Here is a 13,797-nt window from a genome sequence, read left to right as displayed (position 1 = left end):
CCAACCGGCTTCCTGTCTAGAAGATCAGCGTACCTGCGTAACTTTCTCTCAAAACCAGGACAATAAAGCCCCAGCTCCGCAAGAACAACGCCGTCCACGCTTCCCTTCCTTCAATATATCATATTGTCAAAGAACGCTGGCTCGATGAGCCAGTTGGTTATTCCGTACCACCCGAAGGCGTTTTCCGAAGAACCGTGTCCCGAGGAACGAGGCGCTTATGCCGAATTTGCATTCGGCCGTCAAGCCATCTTTTCGGGTAATTTAGAGCGCAAGGCCCTGTCGCCAGCGACGTTGCCGCCGTCGATGAACGTGGTTATAGGGGTGGCCGCCGGCCCGGTCAACAAGAATTTTGAAAAATTTTTCAGTCCGAAAAATTCGCCGTTTCGGGCATGTGGATAACCCTGACATCAAACGGCAAAAACTCAAGCAAACCTGCGGGTCGGCGGCCCTCCGAACGTTTTGAACAGATTGAAATCGTTAACAATTCTTAATGCCGGAGCGGGCTCGAGCGGCAGATTTCAGGCGCGAAAATCGACACTTTGAAATGCTACGGCCGTCCCCAGACCGCCGGCGGCCGCTATTGCGGCAAGGCCGGTCTGGCCCGGTTTGCGGTTTTTCAGGTCGTGGAACAGACGAACGGCAAGGATCGCACCCGACGCACCGATCGGATGACCTCTTGAAAGCGCCCCGCCGTTTGTGTTCACCCGGGCCGGATCCAACCCCAGATCTATTATGGTCGCCAATGCCTGAACGGCATAGGCCTCCATCAGTTCGATCGCATCGAAGGCACCCGGCTCCAAATCAAGCCTTCCGGCAAGACGCCGGATTGCGACCTGCGGCACCAGCGCCGGCTGCGCAGGGCCGCCGGCCGCCGTAACGCCATCCAGAACCCGCAAGCCGGCCGTGAGACCGAGATTGCGTGCCTTCCTTTCGGACAGGATCGCAACGACGGCGGCCCCGTCCGCTTCGACCGCCGTTGTTGCCGTCGACACGCCGGTTTCCGCATCACCGGCGATGACCGGTGCGCGCAGAGCGGTCTTGAGCTCCAGCCTGCGGGCGAAGGCATCGCGGGAAAGACCGGATACGATAACGATCTCCGGTCCGTATTTACCGCTCTCGATACAGGCCGAGGCCTTGCCGTGGCTTTCGACCGCAAAGACTGCCTGGGCTTGACGTGACACTCCGTGCCGACGCGCAAGATCCGCGGCAGCCTCGCTCAGGTCCGGGTCCCGATCCGGCCAAGGTGAAAATGGCGGCCGGTCATAGCCGACCGGCGATTCATTGGAATTGATCGGACGACGCATCCGGATGGCTGAGCGGCTGAAGCTTTCAGCACCTCCCGCGAGCACACAGTCCGCTGCACCCGCTTCCACCAGCCGAACCGCCTGCAGGATGGCATCGAGACCGGAACAGCACTGGGTATCGATTGTCATCGCCGAGACCGTTTCCGGCAATCCGGCGCGCAGGGCGCCCAGGCGAGCGGGATTGCCGCCGCCATATAAAGCGTTTCCCAGGATGACCTGATCGACGTCTCCCCCGGACAGTCCCGCATCGGTCAGGACGGCTTCGATGATGGGGGCCGCCAACTCATCGGCTTGCAAATGCCGGTAGGCGCCGCCTCTCGGGGCGACCGCCGTCCTGCGGGCCGCCACGATGATTGCGGACTGCTTGCCGGTCATTCCGCGGCCTCGGCTCTTGTCGCCTGAAGCAGATCACGTTCCAGCTTTTGCAGATCGGTCTTACCACCCGGGGTCAACGGCCAGTCCGTGATCACATGAAACATCCGCGGCGTTCTCGACCGGCCGAGCTCGCCAAGACAAAGCCGACGCAGTTCGCTCGCTTCAATCCTTGCATCCGGTTCCGGAGCGACGGCAGCAACCAGCCGACTGCCGCGCACGGGATCGGGGACCCCGAAGACGGCTGCCGCGCGAACAGCGGAATGGCTGGCCAGAACCTGCTCCACCTCTTCGGGATAGATATTGAGGCCGGAGGTCACGATCATCCGCTTTTCCCGGCCGGCGAGATAGAGAAATCCATTATCGTCGAAGTAGCCGTGATCGCCGACGGTCAGCCAGCCGTCCTTCCAGCACACCTCTTCACCGCCGCCACAGATATAACGGTCGAACAGCAGGCCGCTTTTCACCCATATCGGCCCGGTCGTCCCCGGAGCCACAGGCGGACTGCCGGGTTCCCCGATCCGGATCGACACGCCTGCCGCCGCACGGCCTACGGACCGGTCAGGCACGTCATCCTCGGGCGCGGAAACGGCAATAAAGCTCATCTCGGAGGCGCCGTAGAACTCCACCAGCCGGGCTTTCGGAAAGATCGCCGCCATGGCCCGCCTGTCTTCGGCGCACCATTTCGCGCCGCTCGCCAGAACCAGCCCGACCGTTGCCGCCGGTCCGGACCGCTTGAGTTCTTCGGCCACATAGTGGATCTGGGTCGGCGTGGCGTAGAAGACGGTCCCCTCAGCCTTCCTCAGTTGCTCCGCGAGCGTCTTCGGGGAAAACCAAGGAGACAACGCCACACTGGCACCGGCATGCAGGCCGTGAACGGCCCCATAAAGATGCAGAGAATGAACGAGGCTTCCGGGAATGACGATCCGGTTTTGCGGACCGATGGCAAATTCCGCCCGGCTCAAGTCGAAACTCTTCAGCCAGGAGCGGTGGGTTCGGCAATAGCCCTTCGGGTCGCCGGTCGAGCCGGAAGTAAAGCCCGCGTAGAATGGAACCGCTTCGTCCGGTGCTTTCAGCGATCCGGACGATTGCGGCGCCCGAGCGCGGAGTTCGGCGAGCGCGGCTGCGTCAAGCACAAGGTCCGGTGCCGTCTCCCGCTCCACCCAGGATCGGCGGGCCGGTGGCCAGGCCGGGTCGAACACCATGGCGAGCCCGCCCCGGCGGATGACGGCGAGAAAGGCGATCAGCAGATCCGCCGGATCGGTCAGGGAGAGGCCCACCCGGGCACCTTCGGGAGTGCGGGATGCCAGTTCACCGGCAAGCGCCTCGACATCCTTAAACAGGTCTGCCCAGGTCCAGGAGCGCCGGTCACAGGCCAGAGCGCACTCCTGCGCGCGCGCTCTGGCGTGATCCTTCAGACTGTCTCCGACAAAGGCCATATCAGGCCATCCCTTCGGACCGGGCCGGTCAGCCGCGCGAGATCAAGGCCCGGGGCAGGCCGCGGGCGACTGTCTCGGCGACAATGGCGGTAATGACGACCTTGATGAGATCGCCAGGTAAATAGACGGCAGCGCCAGTGGTGGCTTCTGCCAGAGGCAAATCCGCCATGATCGCAACACCCGGAATGCCGAACAGATAGACGACGCCGATCCCGCCGACGAGAGCAGCGAGAACAGCCGCCGGGAGGACCGACAGCGCCTTCGTCCGCTGCATAAGGAAGCCGGCCACAAAGGCCCCGACCGGCCAGCCGATCAGGAAACCGACGGAGGGCGAAGCGAAAATGCCGAGCCCACCGCGTCCACCGGCCAGAAGCGGCGCGCCGAGGGCGACGAGGAAAAGAAACAGGAGCACCGCAAGGGCTCCGCGGACCGGACCGAGCATGACACCGGCCAGCATCACACCCAGCGTCTGCGCCGTGATCGGCACGCCGCCCATGACAGGAATGGTGATTTTCGTCAGCAACCCGAGGGCGGCGATCAGGGCTGCATAAAATGCGATCTGGACCAGCGAACGGTCTGTCATATTCATAAGTTCCTTTTCAGCATCCGGCGTTGTACGTCGGTATTTGCGGTACTTTCCGGCACCAGACCATCCGCACCGCCACGGGCGGTCAGCGCTTCGGCGACGTTTTCCGACATTCTGAGCGCCTGAAGCGCAAACGGGGCAATCAACCGCCAGCTGCCGCGTTTGCCCGTGCGGGACCGGTAGGCCTCTGCCAGAGAGGCATATACCGAGAGCAGCACCGGTACAAACCGGATCACCAGGGTCACGGCGAGCGCCGGCTTTTTCGGGGAAGCACCGAAGATCTTCAGCGGATAGAAGAGCGGCATCACCGCGTCCAGCATGTCGTCCATGCGGGTGGTGACGGAAACGAGATTGGCAAGCAGCACCATGGCAACGAGGCGCAACACGGCCACAAGACCTTCCACCCAGGAACCACTGATCCCGTGCAGAAGAAAGATGATCAGGAAAAGGAACACCAATGGTTTTAAAAGCAGTACCTGCTTCAACCCCTGTGGTCCGAGCGCGGCATAAAGCGCAAGGACGCCCGCAAGCGCCGCACCCAGCACCAAAGGATCGTGAACCGGCAGGATCGCCATGCTGACGACGGCGAGCGCCAGCAGCTTGAGCCGCACCGGTGTCCGGTGGATCCAGCTCGTGCCTGGCAGGTAGACCGAAATCACAGGTCCGCCTCCTCTTTTGCGGCACCGGCCCTGCGGTCAAGATCGGCCACATAGGCCGGCAGGACATCGCCCGGAACGCCATCCATGCGCACTTGCCCGTCCTCCAGCCATATCACCCGGTCGAACCCGTCAAAAACCGCAAGATCGTGACTGATCAGGACGATTTTCTGGTCGAGCGACTTCAGTTTCCGCAGGATGCGGCGCGCGGCCAGACCGTCGAGGCTCGCCATCGGTTCGTCGAGAACAAGCAGCTCCGGCTGCATGACGAGAACGGCCAGGATGCAGATGAGTTGCTTCTGGCCCTCGGACAGTTCTGCAAAGGGCTTTTTGGCCAGCGGCTCGCAGTGATGCCGTTTCAGAAAATCGGTGGCCCCATCCCGTGCGGCCTGTTTGTCGGCGCCAAGCTGGGTCAGACCGAATGCGATTTCTTCTTCCACTGTCGGGAAGATCGCCTGGTGGTCCGGGTTCTGGAATACGAACCCCACATGGCGCGGCAGCTGTGCGCGGACCGCCTTGGTCTCGGCGCCGAATATGCGCACGCTGCCGCGTCCGGGCACATGCAGGCCGTTGAGGAGGCGCACCAGGCTGCTCTTGCCCGATCCGTTCAGACCGATGACGCCGATGCGGCGTTCGGAGAGCGAAAGGGAAACATCCTTGAGCACCTCACGGCCGCCCAGGGTCAGGCCAACGCCTTCAAAGACGGCAAAATCCGCAAGCGCCGGATCGAAGCGCTGCTCTTCGTCTCGTTTGTTCCTGTGCGGGGTCCAGAACGCCATGTCGCCTTTCAAGCCTTCAGGCCGGTCCGTGCCGGTTGCTCGCTTATTCACACGGAATACAGGCTTGTCAAAGGTAAGCCACTCATCATTTGGCTTAGACCGCAGCCTTATCCAACCGGCTGGGACCGTTCCGGTCCCTTCTCGAAACGGGCGATCGTTGCCGCCACTCGGTCGAGCGCTTCGGTGAACCTGCCGTCATCCGCGATCGAGCCGAAGGTCACGCGCATGTAAGGCGCCAGCCTTTGGCCCGGTGTCTGGAAATAGCGGGACGACAGGATCGACAGGCCCTGATGGGCAAGCGTCGCCTCGACCGCATCCGGATCGACGCCATCGGGCAGATGCAACCAGCCGAAGACCTTGTCTTCGCCGCCCTGCAGCCTGTCGGCACCCAATCGCTCCACCGCCTGTTCGGAACGTTTCCGGTTCGCCCGGCGCTTGGCCGCCAGGGCCTTTTCCAGCGAGCCGTCACGGATCCAGCCGCCGATCAGTTCCGCGGTGATCGGCGAGGCCATCCAGGTGCTTTCGCCAATCAGGTTCCGCACCGAGGCTCCATAAGACGCCGGCACATGGACGAAGCCGACCCGGCTGCCCGGCGAAATCAGCTTGGAAATGCTGGCAATCGATGCCGTCAGCTCCGGCGCCAGCCGGCCGAAGGCGGGCAGGTTTTCGGTGATGAACGGCGTATAGGGATCGTCCTCGATGATCTTGAGCCCCGCCTTGCGGGCAACGGCAACCAGTGCCGCGCGTTCGGTAAGGCTCATGGTGTGGGTGGTGGGGTTCTGCATGTTGGGCATCAGGAAGACGCCCTTGACGCCGTGAAGGCGCACAGCTTCCAGGAGCGCATCCGGATCCATTGCCAGAAAACCGCCGTCCGGCCCGCGCAGGGCGGGAACAGGTACGAGCCGCAGTCCGAGATGGGGCGCGGAATTCAGGATTGACGGATAGGTGAAGGCATCGACGGCAACCGCATCGCCCGGGCGGAACAGCGCCTGCAGCAGGATCTGGATCCCGTGCTGGGCACCGCAGGTCAGTGCGACCCGGTCCGGGTCGGCCTCAAGGCCGAACTTTTCAAACAGAAGCGCGCCGGTTTCCCGGTGCGATCTGAGACCCTGGGAAGGCACGAAGCCGTTAAGCCGCTCTATGCCGGGCGTGCGCGCCAGCCGGATCAGGCCTTCGCTCAGGCTCGGATTGAGGTGCGGATAGGCGAAGTTCCGGGCGAGATCCAGGTCTTCGCCGCCATCTTCATGGGGAATCAGCGGCGAGACCGGCTGGGATTCCGGAGCGACATAGGTTCCCCGTCCGGTTTCGCCGCGCAACAGGCGGCGGCGTTCGGCCTCCCGGTAGGCCCGTGTGACCGTTCCAAGGGTAATGCCGAGCTGGTAGGCCAGCTCGCGCTGGGGCGGCAACCGGTCGCCCCTTGCCAGGGCACCCGTCCCGATATCGGTTTCGATGGCATCGGCGATGGCAAGATAGATCGGGCCATCCGCCCCGGAAATGTCAGGCACCCACATTGTCATAAGGACAATAAATACATTGACCGGAACAATTGCTCAAGTATCTCTATTCAATATCCATATTGTATCGATTGTCATCATACCATGCCGGACGCATCGACCCTGACCGCTTTCGCCCTTTTCGTCGCCGTGATGACCGGAACACCCGGTCCCGGCAACCTGACCTTCATGGCCATCGGCGCGACCTCCGGTTACCGGACGGCCTTCCCGGTGATCATGGCCTCGCAGATCGGCTCCATCTTTCTCAACATGTGCGTCGGTTACGGACTGGGTCAGGCCATGGCCGGCGGCGGGCCGCTGGTGGTTGTCTTCAAAGTCCTCAGCATGGCCTATATGACCTACCTCGCCTGGCGGATCGTTTCCCTCAGCATCAGGCCGAAGGGCGAGGTCAGCTTGCCGAGCTTTTGGGAGGGCCTGCTGATCCATCCGCTGAGCCCGAAAACCTGGACCATGAGCCTGGTCGCCTATACGACCTTCTTTGCGGGCAACGGCCTGGGCTTGACGGAAAACGCGCTCGTCCTGACCGGCGGCTTCATTCTCGGCGGCACGATCGCTCATTCGATCTGGGCCCTGCTCGGCGTGTCGATCCTGGCCTTTCTGGGCGAAGGACCGGTCCTGCGCACGACCACGGTCGTGATGGCGGCGGGCATGCTGGCCGCCACGGTCTGGGCCTTGCTGCTGTAACGCAGCATGGCCCTTCAATTCCGCCCGCTCTGCTCCCTGGCCAGAATGACAAGTTCCTCCCGCCATTTGTCCTCCAGAGACAGGCCGGAGGACCGGGAACGACCCGGACCGATCTCCTTCAGAAGACGCTTCGGTTCCCGCCCGCTATCTTGAGGTAAGCACGAGCGCAGAAACAGGCGCCCGCAGACCTTTGCGATAAACCGGACACAAGCAAAGGCATTCCCGGCGACGCGCAGCGGCCGGGTCAAATGGACCGACATTTCTTCGTTTCTCCAGTGGGTTACAGATACATATCTGTTCCCTGCCGCACTGGAAAACCAACGAAAAATCGGACATGATGCATAAGGAGATTTTATGCATCATGTCCGAACCGCTTCCCCCTGTCGCCGCAATCCGCGTCTTCGAAGCCGTCTGCCGCCACATGAGTTTCACCCGCGCGGGTGAGGAACTCGGCATGACCCAGGCGGCAGTCAGCTATCAGATCAAGGTGCTGGAAGACCGTCTGGGCGCAGAGCTGTTTCGCCGCCGGCCGCGCCGCATCGAGCTGACGGAGATCGGGGCGCAACTGGCGCCCCGGGTCGCGGACGCGTTTTCAACGTTGCGAGACGCATTCGACGGGGTACGTCAGACCGGCCAGGGAACCCTGACGATCCTGTGTAGCTCGACCTTCGCGATTTTCTGGCTGTCAGAACGCCTCGGCAGCTTTCAACTCGAAAATCCCGGTCTCGCGGTCCGGCTCATTCCTTATGCCCGCTCGATCGAAGCGCCTGGATCGGAACTGACCACGACGGAAACGCCTTCGGCCGACGTCTTGATCACCGCAGGCCGGCGGCCTAAAGGTGCGCTACGCTTTCATGAACTCGTGCCGTGCCGGTTCACCCCGATGCTGTCGCCGGGACTTGCCGAAAGTATCGGCGGCGTCCACACTCCGGAAGATCTTCTCAAACTGCCGATCATCGATCCGAACGACACCTGGTGGACCGAATGGTTCCGGGCCGCCGGGATCTCTGACGTAAATCTGGCGGATTATCCAGCAGCGCGCATGGGGTCGCAGGCCCTTGAAGCGCAACGGGCGATCGCCGGGCAGGGTGTCGCGATCCTGACGCCGTTTTTCTACCGGGAGGCCCTTGCCAAAGGTCTTTTAATCCAGCCTTTCGGCCTCGAGTGCGAAATCGATGGGGGCTGGACACTGAGCTACCCCGAAAGCCGCCGGAACACTGGGAAAATCCGCACCTTCCGCGACTGGCTCCTGGAAAATGTTTCGAAGCACCTGAAACAGGTCGCTTAAGCAGCACCCTTCAGGGCCATGACCAGATCGTGGACGCGGTCCGCATTATCGGTCGCAAGAGCGCCGTCCCGGTTCCACAGGCCGTTTTCAAAGCCGATCCGGGCCTTGCCGCCCTTTTTCATCGCATGGACGAGACAGTCCGTCTCCCGATGACCGAAGGCGCAAATGGCCCAGTCGAGGTTCAGGTCGGCGGGGCACCGGGCAAGTTCGGTCAGGAAAGAATCGAGATCTTCCGGATCGCTCTCCTGATTTTCCGCATAGCGACCCAGAACGAACAGGACCTGTGCCGACTGACCGGGGATCACACCGTCCGACGCAAAGCACAGGAACCGGTCGACATCTTCCGGGCTGTAGAGAATGTGCTGTACGGCGATGCCCGCTTCCGCAGCCCAATGGTAAAAAGACCGGGCCTCGGCGGTTTCCTCGTCAGGGCACATTTCCCGAAGGGCGATGGATACGGCATTCGGCATGACATCGCGAACGAGAGCGCGCTGTTCTTCGGGGCTGTAAATTCCGACCGCTTCGGTGGTAATCTGGACATGCATGCCCGGAATGGCAGAGCCCATCTCTTTCAGAAGCTCGCGGTAAAGACCGGCATCGAGAACATGGTTGCCTTGCCGATCGCGCACATGGGCATGCAGCCCTTCGGCACCGGCCTCGAAACAGGCCTTTGCCGCCCGGACCGTCTCTTCGACGGTGATCGGCAGGGCCGGGTGATCGCTCTTCATCTTGCGGGCCCCATTGGGCGCCACCATGATGCGCGGAAGAGACGGAAGAGGCGCGGAAGACGTCATGAAATCAATTCCGAATTGAGAAACCGTGGCGGGTTTGTGCCTGATCCGGACGTGAACCGTCAACAAGGACCCATGTCCCGGAAGCGGCAGCCCCCTCTGGAAAACCTGTTTTCCGGAAGGCCCAATCGTTAACGCCCACCCCTTCCGGAAGCCATGGATTGCCTAACGCTTAACCATGTTTTTCATGACAATTTTAACGTCTTGCGCCGATCCTGAGGGCGATTTTCCTTAGCCCAAGACAAAGCATCATGGCGCGTCTCAGACCGATTACACTGGCTGTTCTGATAGCAATCGCTCCCGCTCTCGCGGGTTGCGGTTCCGTCGCCGGCGTCACCGGCCTCGGCTGGATGACTTCCTCGCACAACAACATCCGCTACACGGATACGGAATGGTGCGTGCCGCGAAAGCTGAAGAAGGTCCTGAACCGGCTTTCGGATCGCTACGGCCGGGTCACGGTCACTTCGACCAAACGCTGGTGGCTGGAGAACTGGTGGAAGGGCGGCGCCGGCGATTCCTATCACCTGAACTGCCGGGCCGTCGACTTTTCCGTGTCCGGCAATCCGTCATCGGTGATCGCGTTCCTGAAGCGCCAAAAGGAAGTCGGCGGCTACAAATATTACCGGTCCGGTCATTATCACATCGATGTGGGCCCGAGGCGGACCTGGTAGGCAGCGCCTATTTCAATTCGCCGAGTTCCAGCGCCATTTCCCAGGCGACGGGATCGAAACCGATGAAATTCTTCGCCTCTCCCTCGACGATCGGCCGCTTGATCATGGACGGATTGTCGATCATCAGCGCGATGGCGCTCGTGGCGTCGGTAACCGTTTCCTTGATCTCGTCGTCCAGCTTGCGCCAGGTGCTGCCCTTCCGGTTGAGAACCGTGTCCCAGCCGAATTCACCGACGAAGGCCGTCAGTTTGTCCGCATCCACCCCTTCCTTCTTGTAGTCATGGAAGGTGTAATCCACTCCGGCTTCCTCGAGAAACTTGCGTGCCTTCTTGACCGTGTCGCAATTCTTGATGCCGTAGACCTTCATGGGGCCGCCTCTGGTTCGGTTGATCGGGGACCCCAATGTGCCGTTCTGGCCAGCGCTTTCAAGGGCTAGGGTACGGACTCACAAATTTCTGTATTCAGGTCGATCAGGAAATGGCTGTATCCAAGGCGCATAAATCGCGAGAAACCCGGTTCGGGCTGAAGATCAGACCGCCAGTTTCCCCGGGTTCATCAATCCATGCGGGTCGGCCAGGCGCTTGAATTCCGGTTGTGGGGCATCGATCCGTTTCCAGCCCGCATTGTTGAGAACATAGCTGTGCGGATCCGACACCAGCGCGCCGGTCGCATTGATGGTGGCGATGATCTCGGCCAGCCTTTGATCGGTCGTGTAGCTGACCAGCGGCAGGGCCGAAAACGCCACCTTTCCGAACCGGCGCTGGAATTCCAGATGCATGAGGACTTCCTCGCCGAAGGTTTCCGCCAGGCAGGTGAGGACCTCCAGGCTGTGTTCGGACGGGAACTTGATCTGCAGATAGGTGATCGATGCATCCCGTTTCAGCGCGTGCAGGGTCGTGTGATTCCAGGTGTATTCGTAGAGCGGGCCGTAGCTGCCGGTTCCCTCGAAGGCGGCGGCCTGTGCGTCCGCCGCTCCCCGTTCGAACACAACGGTTCCACCGAAGTCGCGGGCGATCGCGGCCATGGCGTCGGCCTGCGGTTCGCTGACCATGACGATGGCCGCCGCCCGGCCTTCCGGCACGAGCTTGCCGACCCGGCCGAGTTTCGGCGGGATCGCCGGATCGAACACCGACACGAGCTTCTTGGCGATGCCGTCGGCCTCGGTGAAGGTCTGACCGAAAGCCGCCGCCGACTTCAGATCCGGAAAGGCGACAATCCTTTCGGCCCAGGGATGGGCAGGTGCCAGCGGAACGGTCACGGACAGGATAATGCCGTTGATGCCGTAGGCATGAAGGACCTTGAGCACATCCCGGCCTTCCAGCCGGATGACCTGCGGCTCCTCTTCCACGGTGACCACCTCGACGGCAATCACCGCGCCCGGGTCGCCGAGCTGTCCCCAGGTGCAGGACCCGGCGCCGGCGGCGCCTCCGGCAACGAAGCCGCCGATGGTCGCCTGTTTCCGTGTCGAGGGATAAAACCGCAGCTCCCAGCCTTCGGGCGCAAGCGCCTTGTCGATGTCGAGCATGGTCGCACCGGCTTCGAAGGTGCCGATACCCGGCTGCACGTCAAGAACCCGGTTCAGCGCGCCCATATCGAGGACGATCCCGCCTTCCAGCGGAACGGCCTGACCGTAATTGCCGGTTCCGCCGCCCCGGACGGTGACCTTCGTGCGCGTTTTGGCGGCAATCGCCGCGAATTGAAGCACTTCTTCCCGGGTCTTCGGCCGGACGACCAGATCCGCGCGGCATGCGTCGAGCTGCCTTTTGAGGACCGGAGAGAACCAGAAAAAGTCACGGCTCTTCAGCCGAAGCGTCGCGGCGTCATCTGCCAGCTCCAAACCTTTAAGTTCATCCATCAACGCAGCCGACACCGACATTCCTGTTTCTCCTTAGCGAAAAGCATGCAAGAGCTTTTCAGACTGCCAAAATCTTACCAAGATGAGCATAAAGCAAACCGCACGCCAAAACAGTCAGTGGATCAACCAGGGACAAGATACATGCCGCAGTCGAAGGCGAAACATCCGCCAGGGGCCGGAACCCTTGAACAGCAGATCCGCCTCATTGCCGGCCTGATCCTGTTCGTTTTCGTCTTTTTTCATTTCCTCAACCATGCGCTTGGCAATATTTCGCTGGCGGCGATGGACTGGGGCGATAACCTGCGCGCCCAGATCTGGCAGACAACCGTCGGAATATGGGTTCTGTATGGCGCGCTCGTGACCCATGCAGGCCTGGCGCTGTGGAAAACCGCCCGCAGGCGAACCTGGCGCATGCCGCTCTGGGAAGCAGCCCAGCTCGTGCTCGGGCTGCTCATTCCCTATGTGCTGATCAAGCATATCTTCGTGACGCGCGGCGCGATGGTCAAATTCGACTCCTATATCGACTACCGGCACGAATTGTCTGTGCTGTGGCCGGCGGATGCGCTGTGGCAAAGCGGACTTTTACTGCTCGTCTGGATCCATGGCTGCATTGGCCTGCACTACTGGCTGCGAATGAAGAGCTGGTATGCCCGTCTAAGGACACCGCTTTTCAGCCTGGCATTGCTTGTTCCGGCCCTCGCCCTGACCGGCTGGATCACGGCGGCACGGCGCCTTGTTCTGGAAAACGGCCAGAAGATAAACGTCACCCCCGCACAGAAAGCGGAACTTCTGGCCATGATCCAGGACGTCCGGATCGGCTTTTATGGTCTGGTGGCCGCCATCATTCTGCTGTTCCTGATCCGCAAGGCGATCGCATACTTCCGGCGCCGGATCACGATCCGCTATATGAACGGCCGCGCGATCAAGGCGGCTCCCGGCCCGACCCTGCTTGAAATCAGCCGGATGAAGGGGATCCCCCACATGTCGATCTGCGGCGGGCGCGCCCGTTGTTCCACTTGCCGGACCCTGATCCTGTCCGGGTCCGCCGACCTGAGCGAACCGGGGCGCACGGAAGCACACGTACTCAAGCGAATCGGCGCCAGCGCCAACGTCCGCCTCGCCTGCCAGCTGCGTCCGCGCAGCGACATGGTCGTCCGTCCGCTCTTTTCTCCCGGCCGGGCCATCGGCCGCAACGGTCTGCACGACCGCTATCGCTGGGGCGTGGAGCAGAAAGTGGCGGTGATGTTCATCGACCTGCGCGGCTTTACCTCTCTCAGCGAAGGCAAATTGCCTTTCGACGTGGTCTTCATCCTGAACCGCTATGTCGACGGCGTCGTTCGTATCATCGGCAAGAACGGCGGCATGGTGGACAAGGTCATGGGCGACGGGATCATGGCCCTGTTCGCCGTCGATGCTCCGTTCGAGAGCGGTGTCCGGTCGGCCGTCGCGACCATTTCAGACCTCACGGAAGAACTTCAGCGCGTGAATGCGGACCTTGCGGATCATCTCCACGCCCCCTTGCGGGTCGCGGTGGGCCTGCACGGCGGTACGGTGATTCTTGGGCGCATCGGCCTAGATGGCAAAAGCGGCGTCGCTTCGGGCCTGACGGCGCTTGGAGATGTGGTCAACGTCGCAAGCCGCCTTGAAGGCGTCTCCAAGGAGGAAAATGCGATGGCGGCCATTTCCAGCGAGATCCTTGAGGCCGCCGGCCTTGAGATCAACGGAAACGTCACGAGACGTTCTGTGGTGGTGAGAGGCAGGCAGGCTCCCCTCGATGTCATCTGCATTTCCGAAACCGACATCCTTCGTGAAACCTTGCGCGCCTGAGGCCGGAACAGGATGCGTCCCGGCCCCCGTG

The 13,797-nt window shown here is 61.8% G+C and carries 15 protein-coding genes; 5 read left to right on the top strand and 10 right to left on the bottom strand.

The window, feature by feature from the left end; translation table 11 throughout:
* Positions 1-144 precede the first annotated feature (144 nt).
* Positions 145-399 carry a hypothetical protein gene (locus ACN0SO_RS12790; protein ID WP_417678206.1) on the top strand — a complete coding sequence of 85 codons (255 nt, stop codon included), beginning with the start codon at positions 145-147 and terminating at the stop codon, positions 397-399.
* Positions 400-518: 119 nt separating this feature from the next.
* Here the strand turns inward: ACN0SO_RS12790 and ACN0SO_RS12785 are convergent, their stop codons facing one another.
* The 6 genes from ACN0SO_RS12785 to ACN0SO_RS12760 all read right to left on the bottom strand — a co-directional run bounded on the left by ACN0SO_RS12785 (position 519) and on the right by ACN0SO_RS12760 (position 6,647).
* On the bottom strand, positions 519-1,679 hold the full coding sequence (locus ACN0SO_RS12785; RefSeq protein ID WP_417678204.1) for a thiolase family protein: 1,161 nt from the start codon (positions 1,677-1,679) through the stop codon (positions 519-521).
* Positions 1,676-3,115 carry an AMP-binding protein gene (locus ACN0SO_RS12780; RefSeq protein WP_417678202.1) on the bottom strand — a complete coding sequence of 480 codons (1,440 nt, stop codon included), beginning with the start codon at positions 3,113-3,115 and terminating at the stop codon, positions 1,676-1,678. The genes ACN0SO_RS12785 and ACN0SO_RS12780 overlap by 4 nt, the downstream gene beginning before the upstream one ends.
* A gap of 28 nt (positions 3,116-3,143) precedes the next feature.
* Complete coding sequence (locus ACN0SO_RS12775) at positions 3,144-3,698, bottom strand: biotin transporter BioY (RefSeq protein ID WP_417678200.1); 555 nt, start codon at positions 3,696-3,698, stop codon at positions 3,144-3,146.
* A 2-nt stretch (positions 3,699-3,700) separates the two neighbouring features.
* The gene (locus tag ACN0SO_RS12770; protein WP_417678198.1) at positions 3,701-4,360 is read right to left on the bottom strand and encodes an energy-coupling factor transporter transmembrane component T family protein; all 660 of its coding nucleotides are present in this window, start codon (positions 4,358-4,360) and stop codon (positions 3,701-3,703) included.
* Positions 4,357-5,136, bottom strand: a complete 780-nt coding sequence (locus tag ACN0SO_RS12765; RefSeq protein ID WP_417678196.1) for an energy-coupling factor ABC transporter ATP-binding protein — start codon at positions 5,134-5,136, stop codon at positions 4,357-4,359. The genes ACN0SO_RS12770 and ACN0SO_RS12765 overlap by 4 nt, the downstream gene beginning before the upstream one ends.
* Positions 5,137-5,243: 107 nt before the next feature.
* Complete coding sequence (locus tag ACN0SO_RS12760; RefSeq protein WP_417678194.1) at positions 5,244-6,647, bottom strand: PLP-dependent aminotransferase family protein; 1,404 nt, start codon at positions 6,645-6,647, stop codon at positions 5,244-5,246.
* A gap of 87 nt (positions 6,648-6,734) precedes the next feature.
* Here ACN0SO_RS12760 and ACN0SO_RS12755 point away from each other — a divergent pair, with 87 nt between their 5' ends.
* Positions 6,735-7,334 (top strand): LysE family translocator, encoded by a 600-nt coding sequence (locus ACN0SO_RS12755; RefSeq protein WP_417678192.1) that lies wholly within the window; start codon positions 6,735-6,737, stop codon positions 7,332-7,334.
* A gap of 14 nt (positions 7,335-7,348) precedes the next feature.
* On the opposite strand, the gene ACN0SO_RS12750 is transcribed toward ACN0SO_RS12755, so the two are convergent.
* Entirely contained in the window at positions 7,349-7,594 is a 246-nt protein-coding gene (locus tag ACN0SO_RS12750) for a hypothetical protein (protein ID WP_417678190.1), read from the bottom strand.
* A gap of 101 nt (positions 7,595-7,695) precedes the next feature.
* Here ACN0SO_RS12750 and ACN0SO_RS12745 point away from each other — a divergent pair, with 101 nt between their 5' ends.
* On the top strand, positions 7,696-8,622 hold the full coding sequence (locus tag ACN0SO_RS12745; protein ID WP_417678188.1) for a LysR family transcriptional regulator: 927 nt from the start codon (positions 7,696-7,698) through the stop codon (positions 8,620-8,622).
* Here the strand turns inward: ACN0SO_RS12745 and ACN0SO_RS12740 are convergent.
* Positions 8,619-9,416, bottom strand: a complete 798-nt coding sequence (locus ACN0SO_RS12740) for a 3-keto-5-aminohexanoate cleavage protein (protein ID WP_417678186.1) — start codon at positions 9,414-9,416, stop codon at positions 8,619-8,621. The two genes, ACN0SO_RS12745 and ACN0SO_RS12740, sit on opposite strands and share 4 nt — an antisense overlap.
* 248 nt (positions 9,417-9,664) lie before the next feature.
* Between ACN0SO_RS12740 and ACN0SO_RS12735 the strand changes: the two genes are divergently transcribed.
* Entirely contained in the window at positions 9,665-10,084 is a 420-nt protein-coding gene (locus ACN0SO_RS12735) for a YcbK family protein (protein WP_417678184.1), read from the top strand.
* Positions 10,085-10,091: 7 nt separating this feature from the next.
* Here the strand turns inward: ACN0SO_RS12735 and ACN0SO_RS12730 are convergent, their stop codons facing one another.
* Positions 10,092-10,451: an ArsC family reductase gene (locus tag ACN0SO_RS12730; protein WP_417678182.1), complete on the bottom strand. Its 360-nt coding sequence runs from the start codon at positions 10,449-10,451 to the stop codon at positions 10,092-10,094.
* Between the two features lie 162 nt (positions 10,452-10,613).
* Positions 10,614-11,960, bottom strand: a complete 1,347-nt coding sequence (locus tag ACN0SO_RS12725) for an FAD-binding oxidoreductase (RefSeq protein WP_417678180.1) — start codon at positions 11,958-11,960, stop codon at positions 10,614-10,616.
* Positions 11,961-12,080: 120 nt separating this feature from the next.
* Between ACN0SO_RS12725 and ACN0SO_RS12720 the strand changes: the two genes are divergently transcribed.
* Positions 12,081-13,766, top strand: coding sequence for an adenylate/guanylate cyclase domain-containing protein (locus ACN0SO_RS12720; RefSeq protein ID WP_417678178.1), 1,686 nt, complete (start codon positions 12,081-12,083; stop codon positions 13,764-13,766).
* Positions 13,767-13,797 lie beyond the last annotated feature (31 nt).

The sequence above is a fragment of the Roseibium sp. genome, assembly GCF_048260565.1.
Lineage (GTDB): Bacteria > Pseudomonadota > Alphaproteobacteria > Rhizobiales > Stappiaceae > Roseibium.
Note: the sequence above shows the minus strand (reverse complement) of the source record. Positions and strands in the feature narration are given on the sequence as shown.